We start from the raw sequence: 26,611 nt of genomic DNA, 5'->3' as shown, positions 1-26,611 counted from the left end.
CATGGAAGCGTTGATTCGGGAAACCGCGGAGAAACGCGCCAGCCGGAGAACCTATGCGGAACTGGTTGATCGGCACGCACCGCTGGTCAAGCGGATTGCCCGCCACCTCTCAGCCAGGATGCCGGCAAGTGTCCAGCTCGATGACCTGGTGCAGGCGGGCATGGTCGGCTTGCTGGAGGCTGCGCGTAAGTTTGATGTCGATAAGGGGGCCAGCTTTGAAACCTTTGCCGGCATCCGGATTCGTGGCGCCATGCTGGATGAAATACGCCGTGGAGACTGGGGGCCGCGTTCAGTCTACCGTAACAGCCGGCGGGTCAGCGAAGCGATTCGTGCGGTAGAGGCCCGGTTGGGAAGAGACTCCCGAGATGCTGAAGTGGCGGCTGAGATGGATGTCTCGCTGGAAGAATACTTCAACATTCTGCAGGACTTGCGCGGCTGCCGGTTGTTCAGTTTCGAGGACATGTTTGATAGCGAGGAGTCCCGGTTGCAGCGCCGGTCGGAAAACAATGCCCCGGAAATGGATCTGCAAACGGAGAAGTTTCGCAAGGCCCTGGGTTCTGCGATTGAGACCTTGTCAGAGCGTGAGCAGCTGGTGTTGAACCTCTATTACGAAAAAGAACTCAATCTCAAGGAGATTGGCAAGGTGCTGGGGGTCAGTGAGTCGCGGGTCAGCCAGATCCACAGCCAGGCGGCATTAAGACTGAGGGCCCGGTTGCAGAGCTGGGTGTAAGTTGCCCGCTGCGGTCAGGTGGTTTCTGGGCAATGTCTTGCCGTAAGCGGTCAGGAAGACCGTGTGGTAAGCAGTCATACAAGGACGTATCGGATGCAACACATAATAAGCGTATTCAGAGGTATGGTGCTGTCTTTGGCAGTACTTTGGGGGCAGGCGGTAGCGGGTGAAGCGCCAGAGCATGTCAAGGGGGCGACAACGGTCAATACGGCACAGGCTATGCGTCTTCATGAGCTGGGCGCCATGTTTATCGACATTCGCACACGTCGGGAGTGGAACTGGGGGCATGTGGAAGGTGCACACCACCTGGGACTTAAGTCAACGTTTGCCTTGCTTTACCATGATGGCTTCATGGATCGAAAAACGCCGGTGGTGATTTATGGCAGTGGTACTCACCGGATTCGTGCGGCTTTTGCATCGTATCTGGCCGTCTTGTGGGGCTATGAGAAGGTCTTCTATTTCCGGGAAGGGTATTTTTCCTGGTTGGCGTTTGACTTGCCTGTCGTCATGCGCAGCGACAAACCGTAGTGACAAGTTGACAAGTTGACAAGTTGACAAGTTGACGGGTTGCGAACCGATTGGTTATCGCAACCCCGCAAATACATCATAACCACGTTCTGTTTTTGCAAAATCCTGCCTCTTTCTATATAAAGTCAGCTCACTATAACTGCTGGTTTTAACGCATTTGCATGACTGTCGCCACACCTAACGATCCTCTGTTGATGCTCAGGCAACTGCGTTGCATTCGGGATGATCGCGTACTGTTTTCTGAACTGGCGCTGGATCTGGCACCGGGTGAAATCGTTCAGGTGACGGGGCCGAACGGTTCTGGCAAGACCACGCTGTTGCGCATTGTGTCGGGTTTATCGCTCGATTTTGAGGGCGAGATCGTATGGTCCGGTATTGCGGTTGAGCAAAACCGGTTGGCCTACCAGCAGGATCTGTTATTTATCGGTCACCAGGTGGGAATCAAGGCGGCCTTGACGCCGGAGGAGAATCTCCGGGCTGTTATGGGGATGCATGGGCAGTTTAAGAAAGAGGATATTCATGATGCGCTCAGTAGAGTTGATCTCTATGGCTTCGAGGATGTGCCCTGCTATCAGCTGTCAGCGGGCCAGCAACGACGGGTAGCCCTGGCGCGTCTGCATCTCAGTCGGCAGCGATTATGGATACTCGATGAGCCGTTTACCGCGATTGATCGTGCTGGTGTCAAGGCGCTGGAATCGTTGTTAATCTGTCACGCCCAACGGGGTGGGATGGTGATGTTGACGACTCACCATGAATTGGGCATTCAGTATCAGGGCTTAAAACGGCTTGATCTTGCTGAGTTGCTGTCAGCTTCTGATCATCCATTCGCAGTAGAGGCCGTGTAATGATGGAATCGACAGCCCCTTCTGTTTTTCACGCGTTTTGTCAGGTTTTGGCCCGGGATCTCAGGCTGCATTTCCGTCAGCGTGGCGACCTGATGAATCCGCTGGTGTTTTTTATCCTGGTGGCCAGCCTGTTTCCGTTAGGGGTTGGGCCAGAATCCAAAATGCTGACCCAGATTGGCAGCGGTATCATTTGGGTGGCCGCCCTGTTGGCGACACTGTTGTCCTTGGATAGCCTGTTTCGGTCTGATTTTGATGATGGTTCGCTTGAGCAGATCATGCTCAGCCCACAACCGCTCTATGTGCTGGTGATGGCGAAAGTGCTGGCTCATTGGTTGGTAAGTGGTTTGTTACTGGTGATCCTGTCACCGGTGCTGGCCGTGATGTTTCATTTGCCCACATCTGCCTTTCCTGCGCTGCTCGCGACCTTGATGCTGGGTACGCCGCTGTTGAGCCTGTTGGGGGCGATTGGTTCCGCTTTGACGGTCGGTTTAAAAAAGGGAGGCGTATTGATGTCGCTACTGATTTTGCCGCTCTATATCCCGGTGTTGATCCTGGGAACGGGCTGTATTGATGCGGCTGTGAATGGGCTGGCCTGGAGCGGCTACCTGCTCTGGCTGGGCGCCATGCTCATGTTGGGGGTGACGTTTGCGCCCTTCGCCATCAGTGCGGGATTACGGATCAGTATCAGTGGTTGAGTGAGTAAATGGCGCAGTCATGGTAGTATTGCGCCAGATCAACGAAGCGCCATGAGGGGAACGGTTTATGTGGTATTTACGGTAAATACCCATAATATGGCGCGACAGAACAGAAAGTTACTATAAGTATGCGCTGGACATTTTTTCACAAGTTTGCCTCACCCAAGTGGTTCTATGATATCAGTGGCCGGTTTTTGCCGTGGATCGGCTTGCTGGCGTCTGCGCTGATCCTGACGGGTGTTGGCTGGGGGCTATTCTGGACGCCGCCGGATTACCTGCAGGGTAACAGTTACCGCATCATCTTTATTCATGTGCCGTCTGCTTCACTGGCGATGTCGGTGTATGCCGGGATGGCAATCATTGCCGGTATTGGCTTTATCTGGAAAATCAAGCTGGCGGATATGGCGGTAAAATGCCTTGCACCTATTGGGGCGTCCTTTTGTGCGCTGGCGCTGCTCACCGGGGCGATCTGGGGGAAGCCTACGTGGGGTACATGGTGGGTATGGGATGCCCGCCTGACTTCAGTTTTGATCCTGATGTTTCTCTATCTTGGGTTGATCGCGTTGCGTGAAGCCATGAACAGTCAGGATTCTGCTGCTCGCGCCTGTGCTGTTCTCTCTCTTGTTGGTCTGGTGAATCTTCCGATCATCAAGTATTCCGTGGAATGGTGGAATACGTTGCATCAGGGACCATCCATAAAGGTCACCGGTGAAACTACTATGGCGCCGGAAATGTTGACACCCTTGCTCATTTCCATTGCCGGTTTTTACCTTTTCTGCCTGTTCGTATTTCTGCTGCGACTGCGTGCCGAAATACTGGAGCGGGAACAACGAACGCGCTGGGTTAAACAGCTGCTGGCGTCGTGAAAGACATCGGTATGAATTCGAATACAAGACTAAGACGGGCATAGAAGGACGATAGATGTATTTTGAAACGTTTGACAGCCTGGTTCAAATGGGGGGACACGGTCCTTACGTCTGGACATGTTATCTGATCGCGCTGCTGGTGGTGGGTTACAACCTGGTCAGCCCGTTGCGCGCACGTAAGCGGGCGATGGACGCCATCCGTCGCCGTATCCGTCGGGAGGAGAGGGCATGAAAGCGATTCGTAAACAACGCCTTTTTCTGCTGCTTTTCATTCTCGTCGGTGCTGGTATTGCTGTGGGGCTGGTGTTGATGGCCCTGCAGAAGAATATCAATCTGTATTATTCCCCGGCCCAGATAATTGGAAAGGAAGCCCCCATTGACGTGCAGATCCGTGGTGGTGGCCTGGTGGTGGCCGGTTCAGTGGTTCGTGACCCGGAAAGTCTGGATGTCGCCTTTGATATTACCGATGGTGCTGGAACAGTGACGGTAAAATATACCGGTATCCTGCCGGACCTGTTTGCGGAAGGTCAGGGTATTGTGGGTACCGGTAAACTTGGCAGTGACGGCGTTTTTTATGCGGATGAGGTGCTGGCCAAGCATGATTCCACCTACATGCCGCCGGAAGTTCAGGATGCGATAGACAAAGCGCACGGGCAGCCCGAAAAAACCGTGACTTACAGGGAGTCCGGCGCATGATTCCAGAACTGGGGCAGTTGTCGTTAATTATCGCGCTATGCTTTGCCGTTATCCTCTCCGTTGTACCGCTTGTGGGCACTTATACGGGGCATCGAACCTGGCAGGCGTTGGCCAAACCCCTGAGCTGGGGACAGTTCTTTTTCCTGCTGGTTGCCTTCCTGATTCTGGTTGAAGCCTTTGTGGCGGATGATTTCACCGTGGCTTATGTGGCGCGGAATTCGAACACCCTGCTGCCATTGCCCTTTAAAGTCAGTGCGGTCTGGGGTGCGCATGAGGGTTCACTCCTGCTATGGGCGCTGATACTGGCCGGCTGGATGTTTGCGGTGAGCATTTTCTCCCGCTCCCTGCCAACGATCATGCTGGCGCGGGTATTGTCTGTCATGGGAATGGTCAGCGTCGGTTTCCTGCTGTTCATGATTGTCACCTCCAACCCGTTTGAGCGGCTGCTGTTGTATCCGCCGGCTGATGGCGCCGACTTGAATCCGCTGCTACAGGATTTCGGCCTGATCATTCATCCGCCGATGCTGTATATGGGTTACGTCGGTTTCTCCGTGGTGTTTGCCTTTGCCATTGCGTCCCTGCTGGGCGGGAAGCTGGATGCAGCCTGGGCCCGCTGGAGCCGGCCCTGGACTATTATTGCCTGGGTCTTTTTAACACTCGGTATTTCTCTTGGCAGTTGGTGGGCATACTACGAACTTGGCTGGGGTGGCTGGTGGTTCTGGGACCCTGTTGAAAATGCCTCCTTCATGCCATGGTTAGCAGGTACTGCGTTGATTCATTCGCTGGCCGTGTCTGAAAAGCGGGGCATGTTTAAAAGCTGGACAGTGTTGTTGGCGATTCTGACCTTTTCCCTGAGTCTGCTGGGTACGTTTCTGGTGCGCTCCGGGGTATTGACCTCGGTCCATGCGTTTGCCACGGATCCGGCACGCGGCAGCTTTATCCTGATGTTCCTGTTGCTGGTGGTCGGTGGTTCCCTGACGTTGTATGCACTGCGTGCACCTGTCGTCAAAAGTCGCGCCGGTTTCGGACTGCTGTCCATGGAAACCTTCCTGCTGCTGAATAATATTCTGCTTGTGACCAGTTGTGCGATGGTATTGCTGGGAACGCTGTTCCCCTTGATCTTTGACGCACTGGGTCTGGGTAAAATATCGGTAGGACCTCCCTATTTTAATACCCTGTTTGTGCCGCTGACGTTCCTCATCGCATTGACGATGGGCATTGGTATCCTTTCCCGCTGGAAGGACACCGAAGGTAGCTGGCTGATCAGTCAGCTGCGCTGGGTGTTGCTGGCGTCAATAGTGCTTGGTCTGGCTATTAGCCTGTTTCAAGGGACAAGCTTCGAGCTGGCCGTAGCGCTATCCATGATACTGGTTTGCTGGATTGTGCTGACCGCTATCAAGGACATCCTGAACCGTTGTCGTAACAAGCCTTCATTGATCGCAGGTTTGCAGTCAATACGACGCAGTGTCTGGGGCATGCATCTGGTGCATATTGGTCTTGCGGTGTCCATGGTGGGTGTTGCCATGGTGTCGTTTTACAGTGGCGAGCGGGATCTGCGCATGGCACCAGGGCAGACCGTAGAACTGGCGGGTTATACCTTCCGGTTTGATGGAGTCGAACGACGTCGAGGGCCGAATTACCTGTCTGACTACGGTACTTTACAGGTTATCCGTGATGGACGTGTGCTGACGACTCTTCACCCTGAAAAGCGTCTTTACCAGGTGCAGGGTAGTGTCATGAGCGAAGCGGGCATTGATGCCGGCTTGACCCGGGATCTTTATATTGCGCTGGGTGACTCCCTGGAAGAGGGGGCCTGGGCTGTTCGCATACAGGTAAAAGCGTTTGTTCGCTGGATCTGGCTGGGTTCATTGTTCATGGCATTGGGGGGCTGCCTGGCTGCGCTTGATCGCCGTTATCGGGTGAAGGCGCGTCAGCGGGTTATGGCTCCGGGAGCACAGGCCGGTGATGGCTTGTCAGCTGCGGTATGAGGGTGTTATGCAGCGACTGAAATTGTTTTTACCGCTGGCAGTCTTTGTACTGCTGGCTGGTTTCCTGTTTGTTGGTCTCTTTCTGGACAAGGAAAATCTGCCGTCCCCTTTGCTGGATGAACCGTTTCCGGCATTCAGCCTGGTGACATTGAAAGGTCCCGACAAACCAGTGACTGAGCAGGCTCTCAAGGGGGAGATTGCACTGGTCAATGTCTGGGCGACATGGTGTATTTCCTGCCGTGCCGAGCATCCCTGGCTGCTGAAGATTGCGGATCAGGGTATTCCGGTCTACGGGGTGAATTACAAGGATAATCCTGAAGATGCCCGTCGCTGGTTGAAAGAGCTGGGCGACCCTTACCGCTTCAGTGTGATGGATGAAAAGGGGCGTCTCGGACTTGATCTTGGTGTCTATGGCGCGCCGGAAACCTATTTGATTGATGCCCGTGGCGTGATCCGCTACAAACATGTTGGCGTCGTCGATGGTCGGGTCTGGCAGGATATCCTGAAACCTCGGGTTGAAATGCTGAGAGAGGAGGAGGCTGGGCAATGAATATATCGGTTTTTATCCGGCGTTCAGTCATCGCTTTCTGTTTGCTGCTCCCACTGGGCGCAAGCGCCTCCATTGATACCTGGGAGTTTGACGATCAAGCCCAGTTCGACCGTTACAAGATGCTGACGGAAGAGCTACGCTGCCCCAAATGTCAAAATCAGAATATCGCGGATTCCAATGCCCCGATCGCCAATGACCTGCGGGCAGAAGTCTATCGGATGTTACAGACCGGTCAGAATGACGAGCAGATTGTCGATTTCATGCTGGACCGTTACGGTGATTTTGTCCTCTACAAACCACGCCTTTCTGCAGGCACGTTGTTGCTGTGGTTCGGCCCGCTATTGTTCCTGGTGGCGGGTGGTGTGACCTTGTTTGTGATTATCCGCCGAAATCGCCTGGCAAGCCCGCAGGCTGATCATCTGACGGCGGCAGAAAAAGACCGGCTGAAGCAGTTACTGGAAGGACGGGAGTCATCATGACGGTATTTTGGGGACTGGTCGTTACACTGCTGCTGTTGGCGGCGTGCTTTATTCTCGTACCGTTACTGATCTGGCGTAAACGCCCGCCCGTAGATGAGCTTCAAAGTCGTGAAGAGGCCAACCTGGGATTATACCGCGAACGTTTGAGTGAACTGGATGAACAGCTGCAGCGTGGTGATATTGATACGCAGCGTTTTGAACAGCTAAAACAGGAAGCTGAAACAACGTTGCTGGGTGATGTGGATGACGTTGTGGAATCAGTACAACTGTCAAGCAAAGCAGGTTGGGCCATGCCATTGGCCTTGTGCCTGTCTATGGCGGTGGTATCGGTGATGCTGTATTTGCGCTGGGGGGCCAGTGATGAACTGAGTTTGGCGACAGCGCTTAATCAGCCATCACCGGAGCAATCAATAGAGCAGCTGACGGGCAAACTGGAACGGGTGCTGGATCGTCAGCCTGATAATTACCAGGGTTATTACCTGCTGGGACGCTCCTACATGACCATGGGACGCTTCCAGGATGCGGTCGATGCTTTTGCGCGCGTTGTGAAATTGGTGGGAGATGACCCGGAACCCTTGTCGCAGTTCGCCCAGGCACTGTTTCTGGCCCAGAATAGTCGGGTAACGCCACAGGTTGAGGATCTGGTCGATCGTACGCTGACTGTGCAGCCGGATAATGTCACGGCGCTTGGTTTGAAAGGTATTATATCCTTTGAGAATAAGCAGTATCGCAATGCCATCAAGGCTTGGGAATCGTTACTGGCGGTGACTCAGGATCCTCAATCCCGGGCTGCCTTAACATCCGGTATAGCCCAGGCGCGTGTCATGCTAGGTGGTGCGCCGGAGGAGCCGGCCAGGCCGGAAGATCAATCGCCTGTATCAGGATTGGAAGTGCGTGTTGTTCTCTCGGATCAATTGAAAGCACTGCCACCCACAACACGGGTATTCATTTTTGCACGGGCTACTGACGGGCCGCCCATGCCGCTGGCGGTTGCGCCGGTCACCGTGGGTGAACTGCCAAAGACGGTTCTGTTGAATGATGCCATGGCCATGATGCCGGAATTGAAGCTGTCCGGTTTTGATAAGGTGGATGTCGTGGCCAGAATTTCTAAAAGTGGTGATGTGCGTAACGCTGACTATGAAGCCCTGGTCAAAGGTGTTGAGGTCTCTTCACGTAAAACGGTTGAGCTGGAGATTGATGGCGGCGCCGGTTGAGGTCAGAATGCCCTGATATTTCTACGACGCTTCAGGAATTGAGAGTGAAGATTCTGGTCATTGGTCCCTCCTGGGTTGGCGACATGGTGATGTCGCAGAGTCTCTATCGCACACTCAAAGCCCGCCATCCAGACGCCATCATTGATGTGATGGCGCCGTCATGGTGCCGCCCTCTGCTTGACTGTATGCCGGAAGTGGATGAGGCAATTGCCATGCCGTTGGGGCATGGCAAGCTGGAGCTTGGTGTACGACGAAAGCTGGGACTATCCCTGAAATCCAGACATTATGATCAAGCGATCGTTTTGCCCGGTTCACTAAAATCTGCACTGGTACCGTGGTTTGCCGGCATTCCAAAACGTACTGGGTGGCGTGGCGAGATGCGCTACGGATTGTTGAATGATATCCGTATGCTGGATGCACAGGCATTCCCGTTGATGGTGCAGCGATATGTGGCGTTGGCATTTGATAAGCTGGCGATGACATCATCACAGGCGATTCCTGAACCTTTATTAAAGCCTCGGCTGGTTGTCGATCCTGCAAATGTACGACAGACGTTGCAATCCTTTTCCTTGAATATGGCGCTGCCCACGTTGGCACTTTGTCCAGGTGCAGAGTTTGGCCCCGCAAAGTGTTGGCCTGACTATCATTATGTCAAAGTGGCTGAATCCATGATTGCTCAAGGCTGGCAGGTATTCCTGTTTGGTTCTGACAATGACAGGCCGGTCGGCGACGCCATTGTAGGGGCAATTGCACCTTTGCATCGAGATGGATGCGTTAATCTTGCAGGCAAAACATCTCTGGGGCAGGCTGTAGAAATCCTCTCGCAATGCAGTGCGGCCATCAGTAATGATTCAGGACTCATGCATGTTGCGGCAGCTGTTGGGTTGCCGTTGGTAGCACTCTATGGCCCCTCCAGTCCTGACTTTACCCCACCGTTGAGTGATCAAGCCAAGGTACTCCGGTTAATTACGGGGTATCTGAAAATCCGCAAAGGGGATAGTGAGCAGGGGTATCATCAGAGCCTGATTGATATTTCCCCTGAAATGTCAATAGAAGCACTGCAGGACGTGCTGGGCTCCAAGCAAACCAGTCAGCATGAAATCGTTGTTTGATCATGCAGGCCGAGCGCATTTAGCCTGAAAAGGAATCCGTTTGAGAGAGGGTTGACAGTATTCCTGTCAACCCTGTTAGTAGCCGCAGTTGCAATTCCCAAGCCTAACCTGTTCTAATAACTTTTGTGGTTAAACTACACAGAATGTGTGCATTTGGCATTACAGCCTGTAGTACCCGTTACTGGATGCAGCCTCCAGCAGTGACCAAACGGCGGCCGCAATCCGGTGTTCCTGGCGTCAAGGATAGGCGCTGACAGCCGTTGCCAGGCAAATGACACAAGAGTGCGACAACAGCCCTGAGCCAGATAGACCCAACGCTGTCTCAGAACAGGATTTCAGGACTCCATGCGTCTTAAATGTATCAAATTGTCCGGGTTCAAGTCGTTTGTAGACCCGACCACCGTATATTTTCCCAGCAACATGTGTGGCGTTGTCGGCCCCAATGGTTGCGGAAAGTCCAATATTATTGATGCCGTCCGCTGGGTGATGGGGGAGTCCTCCGCCAAGAACCTGCGGGGCGACTCCATGACCGATGTTATCTTCAAGGGCTCCAACAGCCGGAAGCCCGCCAGCTACGCCCATGTGGAGCTGGTGTTTGATAACAACGAAGGTCGGATCACCGGCGAATATGCCGCTTACAGTGAAATCTCCGTCAAGCGTAAGCTCACCAGTGATGCTCAGAACACCTACTTCCTCAACGGCAACAAGTGTCGGCGGAAAGATATTATGGATATCTTTCTTGGCACCGGTCTGGGGCCGAGAAGTTACGCCATTATCAGTCAGGGCATCATCTCCAACCTGATTGAATCCAAGCCTGAAGAGCTGCGGGTATTCATTGAGGAAGCGGCGGGTATTTCCCGTTATAAAGAGCGTCGTCGTGAAACAGAAAACCGGTTGCGGCGAACCAATGAGAACCTGGAACGCCTCACGGACCTGCGTGAAGAACTCGAACGGCAGTTATCGCATTTAAAACGTCAGGCCGAAGCCGCAGAGAAGTATAAGCAGTACAAACAGGAAGAACGGTTAAAGCGCGCCCAGCTGCATGCCCTGCGCTGGCAGGGTGTCGACAGTGGTGCGAAGTCCCAGGAAAGTGCCATTCGGGAATTTGAGATTCGACTGGAAGCGGCGATTGCCAAGCAGCGTTCCAGCGATACAGACATTGAAAAACTTCGCCAGAGCCAGACGGAATATGCGGACAGCTTCAACAAGGTGCAGAGCCGTTACTACAGCACTGGTAATGAGATTACCAAGCTCGAGCAGACCATTGCCCACCGCCGGGAGCGTGCTGATCAGTTAAGTCGAGATCTTCAGGAAGCCGAAGCTGCCTGGCGGGAAAACCGGGAAAACCTGGAGTCGGATCAGCTCAAGCTTGAGCAGCTGGAAGAGGAAGTGCTGTCCATTGAGCCCGAGCTGGAATTGAGCCTTGCCGGTGAAGAAGAGCATGCCATGGCGCTGATGGAGGCGGAAGAATCCATGCAGACCTGGCAGCACGCCTGGGATGAGTTTAACCATTCTGCCAGTGAGTCGCGCCGTGAGGCCGAAATAGAACAGTCCAAAATTCAGCACCTGGAGCAGGTGTTGGATCGTCTGGAAGAGCGTCTCAGAAAACATCAGGAAGAGATGTCCGGGCTTCAGGCTGAGCCTGTTGAAGAAGAGATTGAGCTGCTAACCGAACAGCTAACTGAGCTGGAATTACAGATTGAGACGTTGCAGCACACTCAGGAAGAAACGGGCGAGCAGATTCATACAGTCAGACAGGCGATAGCCGATGCTACCCAGCAGAAAGATGACTGTAGTCGTCGTCTAAATGAAGCACGCGGTCGGTTTGCCTCCTTGCAGGCCCTTCAACAGGCCGCTCTGGGGCACAGCGATGGCGGTATTGAATGGCTGGCTGGGCAGGGGCTGGCAGAAATGCCCCGTCTCGGTCAGCAGATCAAGGTGAAACCAGGCTGGGAAACGGCTGTTGAAACCGTGCTGGGCGATTATCTTCAGGCTGTCTGTGTCGATGATGTGGATACGGTTGCAACGGTGCTGGATTCCATGGTGGAAGCCAACCTGACGTTTCTTGCCGCCAATACCGTAGGGTTGTCCAGTGGGCAAAGGATGGATAAGGCGACAGCTCTGATCGATTGTGTTGAGGGGGTGGAAGCGGCGGAAACGTTGCTTCATGGGGTTTACGGTGCCACTACGCTAGACGAAGCTCTGGCCCTGCGACCCAAACTGGCGTCTGGTGAGTCCGTGGTGACACAGGACGGCGTCTGGCTTGGTTCCAACTGGTTACGTGTGATACGCGACAATGATACCGGAACAGGGATATTAGCGCGTCAACAGGAAATTGAATCACTGGAGCTTGAGCTGGCTGAACTGGATGACCAGGAACAGACACTGGCAGAATCCCTGACGGAAAGCCGTGAGCGTCTGGAGCAGTTGGAGCAGGCGCGTGAAGATGGCCAGCGTCAGCTTTCTACATTGAATCGTCAGGAAAGCGAGCTGCAGTCAGATCTGACCGCCCGCAAGGTGAGAGTTGAACAGCTGTTAACCCGTTACAGCCGGCTGCAGGAAGAGATTTCCGAAATCGAAGAGCAGCGGGCGCTGGAGCAGGAAGCCATGGGGGAATCCCGCCTGCGTCTTCAGGAAGCACTGGATTGTATGGAGGGGGATGCTGAGCGTCGTGAGACACTGCTTTCCCGTCGGGATGAGATTCGATCTGACCTGGATCGTATTCGCCAGACCGCCCGGCACAGCAAGGATATGGCCCATCAGCTGGAGTTGCGTAAACAATCGTTGACGGCCCAGATTGATTCCACTCGGCAGGCGGTTGAGCGGCTGAAAATTCAAGGTGAGCGGCTGGATGAACGTCTTGGACAGCTCCGTGAAAATCTCGCCCAGAGCGATGATCCGGTTGAAGACCTGCAGATCGAGTTGGAAGAGCTGCTGGCGCAGCGGGTCGAAGTCGAAGAAGAAATGATGGAAGCCCGTCGCCTCCTGGAAGACGTTGAGCACCAGATGCGCGACTACGAGAAAAATCGGGGGGAGGCAGAACACGAAGCGCAGTTGTTACGTGATCGCCTCGAAAAACTGCGGATGGACTGGCAGGCGTTGCAGGTACGGCGTACGACATTGCAGGAGCAGCTGGAAGAAGACCAGTTCGACCTGGAAACCGTACTGGCGAATATGCCGGATGAGGCCACAGAGACTGCCTGGGAAGAAGCACTTGAGCGTCTGGAAACCCGTATTCAGCGGCTGGGGGCCATCAACCTGGCGGCGATTGAAGAGTATGAGCAACAGTCTGAGCGTAAACGTTACCTGGATGCCCAGAATGACGACTTGGCTGAAGCCATTGCAACGCTCGAAGGCGCGATCAGAAAGATTGATAAAGAGACCCGCAATCGCTTTCAGCACACGTTCGAGCGCGTCAACAGCGGTCTGCAGGAACTGTTTCCCAAGGTTTTCGGTGGGGGACGTGCGTACCTGGAGCTGACCGGTGATGACTTGCTCAATACGGGGGTTGCCATCATGGCGCAGCCACCGGGCAAGAAGAACAGTACGATTCACCTGCTTTCCGGTGGTGAAAAAGCGTTGACGGCGATTGCACTGGTATTCGCCATTTTCCAGTTGAACCCATCGCCTTTCTGTATGCTGGATGAGGTCGACGCGCCTCTGGACGATGCCAACGTCGGTCGCTATGCACGGATGGTGACGGAAATGTCGGAAAAGGTGCAGTTCATTTATATCAGTCACAACAAGATTGCGATGGAAGCGGCAAACCAGTTGATCGGTGTGACCATGCATGAGCCCGGCGTATCCCGACCGGTTTCGGTGGATATCGAACAGGCGGCGGTGCTGGCCGCAGTGTAAGCATGTAAGAAAAGTGCAAAAGGGGTCGATATGGCCCCGCTTTTTTGCCAGACTGGAAAAGACGACGCATAGTGGTTGTTTTATGTGGTTTTATGCGGTTTTGCGATATTGTGATTGACAACCGATTGCGTTTAAATTCTGCTATTCCACCGGTGACTGCATGGGATGCGTAAGTTGAGCGTGAAAATGAACAGTCCCAGGCAATGGAACGCAATTTACAGGGTTAACGGGTAACCAAAGGCATGAGTTTTCGTGACTGGCTGATCATTCTTGGCGTATTGGCTGTCGTACTGATTATAGCAGACGGCTTTCGTCGTGTATGGCTTCACCGCCGTCGAGCCAATGAGCTGAATTTCGGGCTTGAAGAGATCAAGTGGCAGGATGATGAATATAGCAGTGAGTTGCCGAATGGCGGCGCCCGACCTGCCCACCATGGCGAGCCGGATAGCCGAGAGAATCCCACAGCGTCTGACGTCCTGCAAGATACACGTGTAGAGCCGTTTATATCCGATTTTTCTGAGCTCGCTCCCCGCAAGGTTGTCGAGGATATTCCTGTTGAACGACCGGTGGATCTGTCTCATGAGGATGATGGGATAGCGTCCGAGGTTCGAGTTGTACGCGCAGAGCTGCCTGCTGAAGAGCAAACTAATAAAGAGAAAGGCCAGCAGAGTCTTGATCTTGATCAGCCTGTTCCCGTATTGATGGATGTTGATGACCGGTGCCTAGACGTTAATGAGCCGCCTGACGTGGTGGCAGTGAAGGATAATCCTTCACCAAAGCAGACGGCTGAAGCGTTTTCTGCACTGGATCCTGAACCCATAGACCCAGATATCTCGGATTCACACCATGGCGCGTTGAGGCAGGTTGAAGAGGTCTTGATCATCAACCTGATGGCGCGGAAGGGAGAAACCTTTGCAGGCAGTGATCTGTTTACGCTGTTCATGTCAGAAGGGTTGCGTTTTGGGGATATGAATATCTTCCACCGGCACATACAGGCGGATGGTCGTGGCGATATCCTGTTCAGTGTGGCAAACGGTGTTGAACCCGGAACCTTCAATCTGAAAACGATGGAAGAGGACTCAACAACGGCGCTGAGTTTCTTTATGGGATTACCCGGACCTGACGGGTCGGAATCCATGCAGGCGTTCCGTATTATGGTGGAGGCGGTTTACCATATTGCTGAAGAACTGGGTGGTGTGCTGAAGGATGAACGCCACAGTGTGTTGACGCAACAGACACTGGAGCACTACCGTCAGCGTATCAGCGATTTCGAGCGTCGCAGGATGACACATCGGCGAAATAACAGGGCCAGGGTCTGAATCGCGACGGCATTCAAAACAGCGCGCTCACTTGGCGCTGTTTGTAAGACGAGTTTATCTGGCCATATCCTTACAGGTATGGCCAGTTTTATTTGAAGTTCCCGGATAGTTTCATGTCGATAGAAGAAGTCAGCCAGCAGCTTGAGGCGTTACGCACAACCATAAACCAGCATAACTACCGTTATTATGTGCTGGATGATCCTTCTGTACCTGACAGTGAATACGATCGCTTGATGCAGAAGCTTAAGGCGCTTGAATCTCAGTACCCAGAACTGGTCACTGCAGATTCACCTACCCAGCGGGTGGGGGCTAAGCCTCTGGCAAAGTTTGGTCAGGTTCGACATGATGTCCCCATGCTTTCACTCGATAATGCTTTTAGTCAAGAAGATTTGCAGGATTTTGATCGACGTGTTCATGATCGACTTAACTCCGTTGCTGCCATTGAATATTCATGTGAACCCAAGCTGGACGGGGTTGCGGTTAGCTTGCTCTATGAAGATGGCCTGCTGGTTAGAGGAGCAACCCGAGGTGATGGCGAGATTGGAGAAGATATCACGCTAAATGTCAGAACCGTTCCTTCTATTCCATTAAAGCTGCTAGGTAGTGGTTGGCCCACCAGACTGGAAGTGCGTGGTGAAATCTATATGCCTCGCGCCGGCTTTGCGGCTTTGAATGAAAAGGCGATGAAAACCGGCGAGAAAACATTTGTGAATCCCCGGAATGCTGCGGCTGGTAGTCTGCGGCAGCTGGATTCTCGGATTACAGCCAGAAGGCCGTTGGAAATGTGTTGCTACAGTGCAGGTCTGGTTGAAGGTGGCACGTTACCTGAGAAGCAGGGAGATGTGCTGATGCTGTTCCAGGACTGGGGTTTGAGAATTAATCCAGAAGTGCGAATTGTTACTGGTATTCAGGCCTGTACCGACTATTACGAGAGTCTGGTCATAAAAAGGGATAGCTTACCCTATGACATTGATGGCATCGTGTTCAAGGTGAACAGCCTGAAACTTCAACAAGAGCTGGGTTTTGTGGCTCGATGGCCTCGCTGGGCAATTTCCAGGAAATTTCCTGCTCAGGAAGAAATGACGGTATTGAAAAGTATCGAATTTCAGGTGGGCAGAACTGGCGCGATTACACCTGTTGCACGATTGGAGCCTGTATTTGTTGGCGGGGTTACGGTCAGTAATGCCACGCTGCACAATATGGATGAGGTGGCGCGGCTGGATGCACGGATCGGTGATACGGTTATTGTCCGCCGGGCCGGCGATGTAATTCCGCAGGTCGTGAAAGTGGTGCTGGAAAAACGACCGGAAAGCACCCAGCCTCCGTCTCTGCCTGAAGTTTGTCCGGTCTGCGGTTCTGATATTGAGCGCAGTGAAGAAGAGACAGTTGCCCGCTGTACGGGTGGTTTGTACTGCTCAGCACAGCGTAAGGAAGCGATACGGCACTTTGGCTCCAGAAAGGCTATGGATATCGATGGATTGGGTGAAAAACTGATTGAGCAGCTGGTTGATAAGGAGCTGGTGAACACTATTGCTGACCTGTTCCGACTGACAGAAGAACAGCTGATTCCTCTTGAGCGAATGGGGGCGAAGTCAGCAGCCAATTTAGTGGTGGCTTTAAAGGCCAGTAAAACAACGACGTTGGCGCGATTTATCTACTCACTGGGTATTCGGGAAGTGGGTGAAGCGACGGCGGCTACGTTAGCGAGCCACTTCTATACATTGGAAGCGCTTGAAGCGGCGAGCGTAGAAGAACTCCAGACGGTTGATGATGTGGGTCCCATTGTGGCTCAGCATATATCGTTGTTTTTTCAGCAGGCGCATAACCGGGAGGTTATAACGGCATTGCTCAAGCAAGGCATTAATTGGCCTAAGGTTGTGAAAGCGGAACAGTTTGGTGAGTTACCATTGGCTGGCCAGACGTGGGTTCTTACTGGTTCATTGACGGCAATGACCCGAGATGAGGGGGCAGCCTATCTGCAGTCTCTGGGGGCAAAAGTCGCCGGTTCTGTCTCTGCCAAAACAACGCAAGTCGTTGCGGGTGAAAAAGCGGGTTCCAAACTGACCAAGGCGCAGAGTCTGGGCGTTTCTGTCATGGATGAGGAGGCTTTTATGGCATTTCTTCAGGATCATGGAGTTGTCATGTCATGAGGCGCCTGTCGGGCGTCATACTGACGGGACTGTTATTGCTGCTGACCGGTTGCGCATCCACCACGCCGCCGGCACGCCCTGATAATCTGTGCAAGATTTTCAAGGAAAAGTCGTCCTGGTATAAGGCGGCGAAACGTTCCAATGAGCGCTGGGGCACCCCGATCCAGGTGATGATGGCCATCATGCATCAGGAATCTAGGTTCCGGCATGATGCGCGTCCGCCACGGCCCTGGTTTCTCTTTATCCCGTTGCCACGCCGGTCATCTGCCTATGGCTATGCACAGGCACAGGACGGTACCTGGGATATGTACACGAATGAAGTCAGTGGTTGGTTCCAGAGTCGGGAAGATTTTGCGGATGCCATCGATTTTATTGGTTGGTACACCAATACTACTCGCAAAAAAAACGGTGTTTCTCTCTGGCATGCTGACAAGCAGTACCTCAATTACCATGAGGGCTGGGCCGGTTATCGCAGGGGGACTTATAAGAAGAAGCCTTGGCTGATGAATGTAGCTAAGAAGGTGAAATGGCGAGCCAGTGAGTATGGAGAGCAGCTGAGGCGCTGTAATCTATGACGTGGCGTTTCTGAAGTCGTAATCATATCTAATGATCAGGTGCTTCAGAAACAGCCTATTTGTAGAAAAGATGTTAAGTAATACTCATTAGAAGATTTCTTGCCACCTGATTTGAGAAGTAATAAATAGTAAAACCGTCAGAGTCTGATGTCTCACGAAGGCCAATTGTTTCAGGGTCGCAGCAATGTTCCTGTCTACTATTCATCGCTGAATTGAGGGCATTTGTTGCGGCTGATGCTGCTGAATTACCTGCTTTTGCCAGAGCTGTGGAGCCTTGTTTGATCGCACTTGAGGCAATACTGGATACTGCTTCACAGGTGTATGTTGTGGCGTCAGATACCGCTGTTTTACCCTTTTCCCAAGCCTTCTCTGCGGTGTCTGATACAAGTTCGGCGCCCTTGTTGTAGGCATTGCTGGAAACCTCAGACACTGTGCGTGATATTTTTTCCTGACATTTTGAGTTTCCGCCAATATATAACCCTGTTAAGAGGGCCACGGTTGCAAACGGTGCGATTTGAAAGCCAAAGTATGAGCCTACGACGAGAAGTGCGCCATTAACCATTCCGTTTGTATAATTGCTGCTGCCTGGTGTGCTTTGGGTTGCTTCCATTTTGGTGGTTCCTTCCAGCTTTTAATTAAACTTTTCTTACTCTATTGGATAGCTTTGAAGCCTTTAAGTTCCCCAATCTAATGTTATGGCTGGATATCTTTTATCTTATTGAATTTTAAGTATATTTATGTGGTTGGACGACTGCAGTGCAGCCGCCATGTATAACATAAAATTATTAAAAGTGTATTTATTCAAACGTTCCTGTTTTACAGGGGGATTGATTGATAATCATGGGCTGTCCTTTGCTGAAAAGGTGTATAGGCATTGTATGGTTGTCCATTACCAGAACGTCGGCATCAAAGCCTTTTTGTATCCTTCCCTTGGTGATACCGAGTGAGGAAGCGACATGTGTAGTAAAAAAACGAATCGCTTTCTCAAAGGGCATGCCAGAATCCCTTAGCTTTTCCAGGGTTTTGATGCAGGCGTTTACAGGAGCTGCCGTGATGCCTGTCAGTGTCCCTGACTGATCAAAAACCGGCATGCTGCCATTGCCATCAGAACTAAAGGTGATCTGGCTGGCGGGCACACCTGCCTCCAGCGCCTTATATAGCAAATCGACAGGATCGGCATAACTGGCATCCGGAGTCATATCAATGAAGCCGCCACGCTTGGCGAATTGGATCGCTTCATCAAAAACATGCGGTGCACGGCTGACATGGGTTGGAGAGAAGTGCTGGATAGCCAGGCCTTTATCAAGCAGGGCATTGATCTGTGCGAAAGGCTGCTCCAGCTCACCCATATGGATATGCAACAGGCCTTTTTTGCCGGATATCATCCCGGCTATACGGATGTCGGACACAATGCGCGCCAGTTCATCTGTGGTGGGAAATGAGCAGCGATGGTCGGCGAGTGCAATCTTGACCCCTAGCACATTATCGAGGAATACCAGGTCATCACGGATCGCACCGGTGATGGTTCGGGTTGGCACTTCATACGAGCCGGTGTGTATGTAGGCGGTAATGCCTTCGGTTTCCAGTGCCTTGGCTTTGGCAAAAAGATCCCGCTGCGTGCGGGTGGTGCCATCCGTTCCCATGACGCCGACTACGGTAGTAATGCCGGCCTGGGCAAGTTTGGACAGGGTGACCTGAGGTGTACGGCTGTGGAATCCGCCCTCACCGCCGCCGCCAATGAGGTGGATATGCTGGTCAATGAGTCCGGGGGCGAGAATGGCGCCTTCCAGATCGATGATGTCGCATGGGCCAGGCAGGCCTGTGCTGTCGATGTCATCGGCGATATGGGCGATAAGATGCTGGCAGATCAGAACATCCTTTTTTCCCATGGGTTCCGGTGCATAGAGATTGGCATTTTTCAACAGCGTGAACATGGGCAGCTTCCCGTCAAGTCTGGATGTTTTTTATCGGATGCTATGACTATCTGTGATCTATCGGCTGAACGGAAGTGCGTAATCCATTGAGTTGATGCCAAACCGGCAATGTCAAAGTACATAAGTGCTGATGTGTGTCATTGACGGTTGGTCTGCTATGGATATGAAAGGGTTTATGGTGTATGTGTTAAACGGTTATGCAATAAACCGAAGAACGTTGGCGACTGCCCGGAAAAGTACCAGCCCAGATGCACCTGACAATGACCGCAGTTAGCGATTTGCCAGGCGTAGCCGTTGAACCAGCTGTCCGTGGTGACAGGGGTACCTATGATCCGGCAACCCGGTGCGTCGCTGAAGCAGCCAAAGTGAAAAAAGTAGCCATGGGGATTGCACTGGCTGTGACGATGCTGGCCGGCCATGCTGATGGCAGCGACCTCTGTTGTGATTGGGTTCAGGCAATACCGGCAAACCAGTGGTTTCTTTGCTTGTTCTGATGCCTCTTCCCTGTCTTTAACCGGTGTCTTGACGACGTCTTCTACCCCGTCGAGAAACCGGTTAATCCATTCAAGGACATGCTGTTTGCCGGTCAATACCATATTTACGCCATTGCTACGGTGTCTGCCGGAACGATGTTGGCTGTTTCCGTAATATCATCATAAACGATCAACACCTGCTTCAGCGCGAGTTGATTCATTACCGCATTGACCCGCTGCTGCAGCGAAGAATCATCGCCATTGTCAGTGCCATCACGGGTGACGAACTCCTCCACCAGGCTTTTCAGTGTGGCTTCTTCCAGCATGTTGGGCGGGATAATCATGGTCAGTCTGTCTGTATAGAGTGATAACAAGGGAAGTCTATCAGAAGGCGTGGCTGTCAGGCAGCGACTATCCTGTGTGTTCATGTGCTGTTCGAATCTGTTGGTAACCGCGTTAGCTGGCGTTTGGTGTTGTTGTTTTTTGATCTGCGTCAATGGCGCAGTAAAAGCCTCTGATTTATAGTCCGCATCCATTCAGGAAAACGTTTGCGTAAACGTTTTCTCTCATCACTGCAGTATCGTGATAACGCATGAAGAAAGGCAGACTCCTCAATTCCGAACTGTCCGGGCTGATCGCCTCCCTGGGGCATGGTCAGTCTGTGACTGTAGCCGACGCCGGGTTGCCGATTCCGTCTGGCAGCCACCGTATCGACCTGGCCCTTACCGAAGGGGTGCCGGGGTTCCTGGAAACCCTCGAGGTTCTGCTGGCAGAAATGCAGGTGGAATCCGTCATCATTGCCGAAGAAATGGCAAGCACCAGTCCGGAGTTGTATCAGGCGCTGATGTCCCGTATCGGTCAGCTTTCTTCTGATCAGGGACAGTTGGTCGAGGTGCTTAAAATCTCCCATGAGGCTTTCAAGGCAGCGACCAACGAGTCGATGGGCATAGTTCGCACGGGTGAATTCACCCCTTATGCCAACATCATCCTCAAATCCGGGGTTGTGTTCTGATGTCGGTCAGAAGTGTGCAACCTGTCCTGGAAATGACGGGAATCGTGAAAACCTTTCCCGGCGTCAAGGCGCTGAATGAGGCGACACTGCGCGTCTATCCCGGACGCGTGATGGCGTTGCTCGGCGAAAATGGCGCAGGTAAATCCACCCTGATGAAGGTCATGACCGGTATCTACAGCAAGGATGCCGGCACGCTGACCTATCAGGGTAAAGAAACCGTTTTCAAAGGCCCTCGTGACTCTCAGGATCAGGGCATTGCCATTATTCACCAGGAACTGAACCTGATTGGTGAATTGTCTGTTGCAGAAAATATCTTCCTGGGTCGTGAGCCTGTCGGGCGCTTTGGTCATATCAGCCGTCGCAAAATGCTGGCGGATACCGCTGCGTTACTGCAGCGTCTCGATATGAGCCTTGATCCAACCACCCCTGTGGGCACGCTCAGTATCGGTGTGCAGCAGATGGTGGAGATTGCCCGTGCGCTTTCCATGGAATCCCGGGTCATCATCATGGATGAGCCGACCGATGCACTGACCGATACGGAAACAGAAAGTCTGTTCAAGGTGATCCGTCAGTTGCGTGAAGAAGGGCGGGGGGTTGTGTATATCTCCCACCGCCTGAAAGAGATTTTTGAGATCTGTGACGATGTCACAGTGTTGCGTGATGGTGAGTTTGTCTGTGAAGCACCGGTCACGGATATGACTGAAGACATGATCATTGAAAAAATGGTCGGACGCAGTATTACGGACCAGTTCCCGCGTCTGGTGTGTGATGCCGGTGATTGGGTCCTGGAAGTTGAGGGACTCTATGGTCCCGGTTTGGATAATGTCAATTTTGGCGTACGTGCCGGTGAAGTACTCGGTATTTCCGGCCTGATGGGCGCGGGCCGAACCGAGCTGATGCGCACGTTGTTTGGTGCCAGACCGCATACGGAGGGCGTTGTCCGTGTAGCGGGCAAGACTGCGTCTATCCGGTGTCCGGCTGATGCACTGTCCTACGGTATTGTGTACGTTTCTGAAGATCGCAAAGGCGATGGATTGGTTCTGGATCTGCCCGTCAGGGAGAACATGACCCTCTCATCACTGGCGCAGTTTACCCGTCGTTCCCGTCGTCTTGATCTGGACGCTGAAATGGTCAGCGTCAACGACTACATTCGCTCCTTCAATATCAAAACGCCGTCGTCCAGCCAGTTGATCCGCAACCTCAGTGGTGGCAATCAGCAGAAAGTGGCGATTGCCAAGGGGCTGTTGAATAACCCACGGGTGCTGATTCTGGATGAACCAACCCGGGGCGTGGATGTAGGCGCCCGGAAGGAAATCTACCAGCTGATTAATGAGTTCAAGCGCAAGGGCATGAGCATCATAGTTGTGTCGTCTGATCTGCCCGAAGTGCTGGGCATCAGCGACCGGATTCTGGTGATGCACAATGGCAGTCTGACCGGTGAATTTGATCACCACGAAGCAGACCAGGAAAAACTGATGCAGTGCGCCGTAGGCCGTCGCACGCAAGCGCTGTGAATGTCGAGAGTATTATGAGTAGTAAAACAATGGCGATGGCCGACCCTTCAAAAAACCTGGTGACACGGCTGCGTGAGCGTGTCTGCAGTCGTCAGTTTCTGTATGACAACAAGTCGTTGATCGCGTTGCTGGTTTTCATGCTGGTGGTCTCGCTGTTCAGTCCCAGCTTCTTTACCGTGGATAACCTGCTGAATATCCTGCGACAGACGTCGGTTAATGCCATCATTGCCGTGGGTATGACGTTTGTCATCCTGACCAGCGGTATCGACCTCTCAGTGGGTTCAGTGTTGGCGCTCAGTGGTGCTGTCTGTGCGACGTTGATCGGTATGGACGTGAATATCGTCCTTGCGTTGACAGCAACGTTGGCGCTGGGTGCGATGCTGGGCTGCGGTAGCGGACTGATAGTGGCTCGTGGCGGTGTGCAGCCGTTTATTGCCACGCTGGTGACCATGACCCTCTTGCGTGGCGTGACCATGGTATACACCGATGGACGTCCGATTTCGACAGGATTCTCGGCTACAGCCGATGCGTTTTCCTGGCTGGGTACCGGGTATTTCCTTGGCATTCCGCTGCCTATTTACCTGATCGCTATCGTCTTTGCAGTTGCCTGGTATGTGTTGAATCACACCCGTCTGGGTCGTTATGTCTATGCATTGGGAGGCAATGAGGAGGCGACCCGTCTGTCCGGTATCAATGTGAACCGGATCAAGCTGGCGGTATATGGCATCAGCGGTGCCCTGTCAGCACTGGCGGGGGTTATTGTCACAGCCCGTCTCTCTTCTGCCCAGCCAACGGCGGGCGCCAGTTATGAACTGGATGCTATTGCCGCCGTGGTATTGGGGGGCACCAGTCTGGCTGGAGGTCGGGGACGAATCATGGGTACGCTGGTGGGGGCATTGATCATCGGTATCCTCAACAACGCCCTGAATATGCTAAACGTGTCGTCTTACTACCAGATGATCGCCAAGGCGGCTGTGATTCTGCTGGCCGTCCTGGTGGATACCCGGACGGGTAAAAAGGCATGACGCTGGATCACTGATACGCATTCCCGTCACCTGAGCGGTGGAGGAATGTGTTTCTGAAGGCTTTTCACTAGACGGAGGAGTACAGCCCCGGGCTGTTCTGGATACGATGAAAAAACTGTTATCTGTTGTTCTGGCATCACTCTTTATCCTGGCGGGTTGTAACCAGCAGGACAGTGACAAGAATGCTTCTGCTGAATCTGCAGATCAGCCCAAGACCCTGGCACTGGTGGTGTCGACCCTGAATAACCCGTTTTTTGTCACCTTGAAAGAAGGGGCGGAAAAGAAAGCGCAGGAGCTGGGTTATCAACTGCTGGTGCTGGATTCACAGAATGATTCCAGCCGGGAAATGACCAATGTTGAAGACCTGCTGGTGAAAAATGTAGATCTGGTGTTGCTGAATCCGGTGGATTCCGATGCTGCGACCAGTGCCGTACGGTTGGCGAATAACCGTAATGTGCCGGTTATCACCCTTGACCGCGGTGCGACCGGCGGCAAGGTGGCGTCCCACGTGGCATCGGACAATACTGCCGGCGGTGAAATGGCTGGCCGTTATATTGTGGAGAAAATTGGCAGTAACGGCAAAGTCATACAGCTGGAAGGTATTCCCGGTACCTCCGCTGCCCGTGAGCGCGGTCAGGGTTTCATGCAATCCCTGGGTGGCACGTCTGTAGAAGTGGTGGCCAGTCAGCCCGCTGACTTTGACCGGACCAAAGGTCTGAATGTGGCGGAAAACCTGCTGGAAGCCAATCCTGATGTGAAAGCAATTTTTGCCCAGAATGACGAAATGGCGCTGGGTGCACTGCGTGCGGTGGAAGCGCAGCAAATGGATGTCATGGTGGTCGGTTTTGATGGTACCGAAGATGGTGTCCGGGCCGTGGCCAGCGGTGAGATGGCGGCAACGGTCGCTCAGCAGGCCGACATGATTGGTGAAGTGGCTGTCGCGACAGCGGACAAGGTTCTGCATGGTAAGAATGTCAACGCCTATACACCGGTTGAATTGCAACTGATTGCCAACTGATTGTCATTGATATCAGGCCGGTGATGGTCAGGGTGTACTCCTGACAGACGCCGGCTTTTTTGTATCCAGGAAACGGAACAATGAGCAGCAAGAAAATTCTGGTCCTTGGCAGTGTGAATGCTGACCATCTGGTGCGTGTCCCGCGCTTGCCCAAGCCGGGTGAAACGGTGGCCGGCAAGGACTACGAAGTGATCCCCGGCGGCAAAGGGGCGAACCAGGCGGTGGCCTGTGCACGACTGGGTGGACAGACGGCCTTTATCGCCTGTGTTGGTGATGATGCCTTTGGCGCGGTGATGATCCAGCGTTTCAAAGCAGATGGTATCGATACCCAGGCTGTGTGCCAGGTAGCTGATCAAATGACGGGTGTAGCGCTGATCTGTGTGGATAGCCAGGCAGAGAATTGCATTGTGATTGCCCCGGGTGCGAATGCCAAACTGACGACCCGTCGGGTACAGGCACAGCAGGCGTTAATTGCCGGCAGCGATTACCTGCTGATGCAACTCGAAACGCCGCTGGACGGTTTGCTCGAAGCGGTGGAAATTGCCCATAACGCAGGCGTAAAGGTGGTGCTGAATCCGGCACCCGCCAAAGCCTTGCCAGATGAGCTGTTGACGCGCGTTGATATGATTACCCCAAACCAGACAGAAGCGGAATTACTCACCGGTATTTCGGTAAATGATGTAGTGGGTGCTGCGGAAGCGGCGGGTAAACTGCATGCCATGGGTATCGAGACGGTCGTCATTACCCTGGGTAGCCAGGGTGTCTGGATTTCAGAAGAAGGCAATGGTCGTCTGGTGGAAGGCTATTCTGTCACGCCAGTGGATACCACGGCTGCAGGCGATACGTTCAATGGCGCCATGCTGGTAGCCCTGTCTCATGGGGAAAGCCTGGACAAAGCGGCCAATTTTGCGAATGCCGCCGCCGCGTTGTCTGTGACTCGGCACGGTGCACAACCCTCTATCCCTTCCCGGGACGAAGTCGAAAAACTCGTCGCTGGCACCAAGCGCTGATATGGCGACGATCAAGGATGTTGCGAAAGTCGCGGGGGTGTCGATCTCCACGGTATCGCATGTACTGAATGGGACACGGTTTGTCAGTCCGGATACAGCGGAAAAGGTAATGTCTGCTGTGGCTGGGTTGCACTACGCGCCCAGCGCGGTGGCACGCAGTCTCAAGCAGAGTCGCACCCGTACGCTGGGAATGCTGGTGACCCGGAGCGCCAACCCGTTTTTTGCGGAGGTGGTGCAGGGTGTTGAGGATGCCTGTTATCGCCAGGGTTACCAGTTGCTGCTCAGTAATACGGCGAATGATGAACAGCGGCAGCTGGCTTGCCTGCAGTCGTTGGTTGAGCGTCGTGTCGATGGCCTGATTCTGCTTTCCATTGCCGATACACCCTTGTTACGGCAACAGCTGTCAACGCTCAGTGAGATGCCTCTCTTACTGCTGGATACCGATATCGCTGGCGTTAAAGCGTTACGTGTCAAGGGGGACTCCATTAAGGGCGGTTATCAAGCGGCCCATTGTCTGCTCGCGCAGGGGCGGCGTGAGATTGGCTTCATTGGTTATACGGCCCGCCATCCCGTGACGGAGGAGCGCTTGAAGGGGGTCAGGCATGCCGTTGCGGAGCAGGGCGTTGGCATACCCGACAGCTGGGTTGTCGACGGGGATCTTGATTGCGAATCCGGCTATTCTGCCATGCGTCAGTTATTGGATCTGCCCGAACGGCCGGATGCGGTGATTGCCGCAAATGATCTGATGGCCATGGGGGCAATGCGTGCTATCCAGGAGCAGGGTTTGCGTATCCCCGACGATATCGCACTGGTGGGTTACGATGATATTGCCCTGACCGCCTATACCAGTCCGCCGTTGACGACCATTCGACAATCAGGCGAAAAAATGGGACAGGTAGCGGCAGAGACATTAATCACGGCAATTGCCGGAAGCGGTGGGTGTGAGTGTTCAGTGGTTATTGAACCAGAGTTGGTGAAGCGGGGAACGGTGCCTGTCAGCGAGCAGCGTTCCCACTGAAA

26 protein-coding genes are annotated in these 26,611 nt (G+C 53.3%); 22 read left to right on the top strand and 4 right to left on the bottom strand.

What is annotated here, in order from left to right; all coding sequences use genetic code 11:
* Position 1 precedes the first annotated feature (1 nt).
* The 16 genes from ABD892_RS24240 to ABD892_RS24165 all read left to right on the top strand — a co-directional run bounded on the left by ABD892_RS24240 (position 2) and on the right by ABD892_RS24165 (position 17,605).
* Entirely contained in the window at positions 2-730 is a 729-nt protein-coding gene (locus ABD892_RS24240) for an RNA polymerase sigma factor FliA (protein WP_345198847.1), read from the top strand.
* A gap of 93 nt (positions 731-823) precedes the next feature.
* Positions 824-1,258, top strand: coding sequence for a rhodanese-like domain-containing protein (locus ABD892_RS24235; protein WP_345198845.1), 435 nt, complete (start codon positions 824-826; stop codon positions 1,256-1,258).
* A 161-nt stretch (positions 1,259-1,419) separates the two neighbouring features.
* Positions 1,420-2,103, top strand: coding sequence for a cytochrome c biogenesis heme-transporting ATPase CcmA (gene ccmA, locus ABD892_RS24230; RefSeq protein WP_345198844.1), 684 nt, complete (start codon positions 1,420-1,422; stop codon positions 2,101-2,103).
* Positions 2,103-2,798, top strand: a complete 696-nt coding sequence (ccmB, locus tag ABD892_RS24225) for a heme exporter protein CcmB (protein WP_425559347.1) — start codon at positions 2,103-2,105, stop codon at positions 2,796-2,798. The genes ccmA and ccmB overlap by 1 nt, the downstream gene beginning before the upstream one ends.
* Before the next feature lie 128 nt (positions 2,799-2,926).
* Positions 2,927-3,664: a heme ABC transporter permease gene (locus ABD892_RS24220; RefSeq protein WP_345198843.1), complete on the top strand. Its 738-nt coding sequence runs from the start codon at positions 2,927-2,929 to the stop codon at positions 3,662-3,664.
* Between the two features lie 55 nt (positions 3,665-3,719).
* Positions 3,720-3,896: a heme exporter protein CcmD gene (gene ccmD / locus ABD892_RS24215; RefSeq protein ID WP_211824212.1), complete on the top strand. Its 177-nt coding sequence runs from the start codon at positions 3,720-3,722 to the stop codon at positions 3,894-3,896.
* A complete protein-coding gene (gene ccmE, locus ABD892_RS24210; RefSeq protein WP_345198841.1) occupies positions 3,893-4,360 on the top strand; it encodes a cytochrome c maturation protein CcmE in 468 nt (155 codons plus the stop codon). The genes ccmD and ccmE overlap by 4 nt, the downstream gene beginning before the upstream one ends.
* Entirely contained in the window at positions 4,357-6,348 is a 1,992-nt protein-coding gene (locus tag ABD892_RS24205) for a heme lyase CcmF/NrfE family subunit (RefSeq protein WP_345198840.1), read from the top strand. Before ccmE ends, ABD892_RS24205 begins: the two co-directional genes overlap by 4 nt.
* 7 nt (positions 6,349-6,355) lie before the next feature.
* Positions 6,356-6,898: a DsbE family thiol:disulfide interchange protein gene (locus ABD892_RS24200; protein WP_345198839.1), complete on the top strand. Its 543-nt coding sequence runs from the start codon at positions 6,356-6,358 to the stop codon at positions 6,896-6,898.
* Positions 6,895-7,377 carry a cytochrome c-type biogenesis protein gene (locus tag ABD892_RS24195; protein WP_345198838.1) on the top strand — a complete coding sequence of 161 codons (483 nt, stop codon included), beginning with the start codon at positions 6,895-6,897 and terminating at the stop codon, positions 7,375-7,377. The genes ABD892_RS24200 and ABD892_RS24195 overlap by 4 nt, the downstream gene beginning before the upstream one ends.
* On the top strand, positions 7,374-8,591 hold the full coding sequence (ccmI, locus tag ABD892_RS24190) for a c-type cytochrome biogenesis protein CcmI (RefSeq protein ID WP_345198837.1): 1,218 nt from the start codon (positions 7,374-7,376) through the stop codon (positions 8,589-8,591). The genes ABD892_RS24195 and ccmI overlap by 4 nt, the downstream gene beginning before the upstream one ends.
* A 44-nt stretch (positions 8,592-8,635) precedes the next feature.
* A complete protein-coding gene (gene rfaF / locus ABD892_RS24185) occupies positions 8,636-9,703 on the top strand; it encodes an ADP-heptose--LPS heptosyltransferase RfaF (RefSeq protein WP_345198836.1) in 1,068 nt (355 codons plus the stop codon).
* A 345-nt stretch (positions 9,704-10,048) separates the two neighbouring features.
* Positions 10,049-13,561 (top strand): chromosome segregation protein SMC, encoded by a 3,513-nt coding sequence (smc, locus tag ABD892_RS24180; protein ID WP_345198835.1) that lies wholly within the window; start codon positions 10,049-10,051, stop codon positions 13,559-13,561.
* A gap of 242 nt (positions 13,562-13,803) precedes the next feature.
* Positions 13,804-14,880, top strand: coding sequence for a cell division protein ZipA (zipA, locus tag ABD892_RS24175; RefSeq protein WP_345198834.1), 1,077 nt, complete (start codon positions 13,804-13,806; stop codon positions 14,878-14,880).
* Between the two features lie 113 nt (positions 14,881-14,993).
* Complete coding sequence (gene ligA / locus ABD892_RS24170; RefSeq protein ID WP_345198833.1) at positions 14,994-17,030, top strand: NAD-dependent DNA ligase LigA; 2,037 nt, start codon at positions 14,994-14,996, stop codon at positions 17,028-17,030.
* Positions 17,027-17,605, top strand: a complete 579-nt coding sequence (locus ABD892_RS24165) for a transglycosylase SLT domain-containing protein (RefSeq protein WP_345198832.1) — start codon at positions 17,027-17,029, stop codon at positions 17,603-17,605. Before ligA ends, ABD892_RS24165 begins: the two co-directional genes overlap by 4 nt.
* Positions 17,606-17,678: 73 nt before the next feature.
* On the opposite strand, the gene ABD892_RS24160 is transcribed toward ABD892_RS24165, so the two are convergent.
* The 4 genes from ABD892_RS24160 to ABD892_RS24145 all read right to left on the bottom strand — a co-directional run bounded on the left by ABD892_RS24160 (position 17,679) and on the right by ABD892_RS24145 (position 20,440).
* Entirely contained in the window at positions 17,679-18,215 is a 537-nt protein-coding gene (locus ABD892_RS24160; protein ID WP_345198831.1) for a hypothetical protein, read from the bottom strand.
* Positions 18,216-18,402: 187 nt separating this feature from the next.
* On the bottom strand, positions 18,403-19,539 hold the full coding sequence (gene iadA / locus ABD892_RS24155; protein ID WP_345198830.1) for a beta-aspartyl-peptidase: 1,137 nt from the start codon (positions 19,537-19,539) through the stop codon (positions 18,403-18,405).
* 173 nt (positions 19,540-19,712) lie between these two features.
* The gene (locus ABD892_RS24150; RefSeq protein WP_345198829.1) at positions 19,713-20,135 is read right to left on the bottom strand and encodes a cereblon family protein; all 423 of its coding nucleotides are present in this window, start codon (positions 20,133-20,135) and stop codon (positions 19,713-19,715) included.
* 2 nt (positions 20,136-20,137) lie between these two features.
* Positions 20,138-20,440 (bottom strand): YheU family protein, encoded by a 303-nt coding sequence (locus tag ABD892_RS24145; protein WP_345198827.1) that lies wholly within the window; start codon positions 20,438-20,440, stop codon positions 20,138-20,140.
* A 164-nt stretch (positions 20,441-20,604) separates the two neighbouring features.
* Here ABD892_RS24145 and rbsD point away from each other — a divergent pair, with 164 nt between their 5' ends.
* From rbsD to ABD892_RS24115, 6 genes are all read left to right on the top strand, one after another.
* A complete protein-coding gene (gene rbsD, locus ABD892_RS24140) occupies positions 20,605-21,024 on the top strand; it encodes a D-ribose pyranase (RefSeq protein ID WP_345198826.1) in 420 nt (139 codons plus the stop codon).
* The gene (gene rbsA, locus ABD892_RS24135; RefSeq protein ID WP_345198824.1) at positions 21,024-22,538 is read left to right on the top strand and encodes a ribose ABC transporter ATP-binding protein RbsA; all 1,515 of its coding nucleotides are present in this window, start codon (positions 21,024-21,026) and stop codon (positions 22,536-22,538) included. Before rbsD ends, rbsA begins: the two co-directional genes overlap by 1 nt.
* A gap of 14 nt (positions 22,539-22,552) precedes the next feature.
* Positions 22,553-23,563: a ribose ABC transporter permease gene (gene rbsC / locus ABD892_RS24130; RefSeq protein ID WP_345198823.1), complete on the top strand. Its 1,011-nt coding sequence runs from the start codon at positions 22,553-22,555 to the stop codon at positions 23,561-23,563.
* A gap of 106 nt (positions 23,564-23,669) precedes the next feature.
* Positions 23,670-24,581: a ribose ABC transporter substrate-binding protein RbsB gene (gene rbsB / locus ABD892_RS24125; protein WP_345198822.1), complete on the top strand. Its 912-nt coding sequence runs from the start codon at positions 23,670-23,672 to the stop codon at positions 24,579-24,581.
* 80 nt (positions 24,582-24,661) lie between these two features.
* The gene (rbsK, locus tag ABD892_RS24120; RefSeq protein WP_345198820.1) at positions 24,662-25,591 is read left to right on the top strand and encodes a ribokinase; all 930 of its coding nucleotides are present in this window, start codon (positions 24,662-24,664) and stop codon (positions 25,589-25,591) included.
* A 1-nt stretch (position 25,592) separates the two neighbouring features.
* The gene (locus ABD892_RS24115; RefSeq protein WP_345198819.1) at positions 25,593-26,609 is read left to right on the top strand and encodes a substrate-binding domain-containing protein; all 1,017 of its coding nucleotides are present in this window, start codon (positions 25,593-25,595) and stop codon (positions 26,607-26,609) included.
* Positions 26,610-26,611: the final 2 nt, after the last annotated feature.

The organism is Kistimonas scapharcae (genome assembly GCF_039540975.1).
Taxonomy (GTDB): domain Bacteria; phylum Pseudomonadota; class Gammaproteobacteria; order Pseudomonadales; family Endozoicomonadaceae; genus Kistimonas; species Kistimonas scapharcae.
This window is presented reverse-complemented; position numbering and strand designations above follow the sequence as displayed.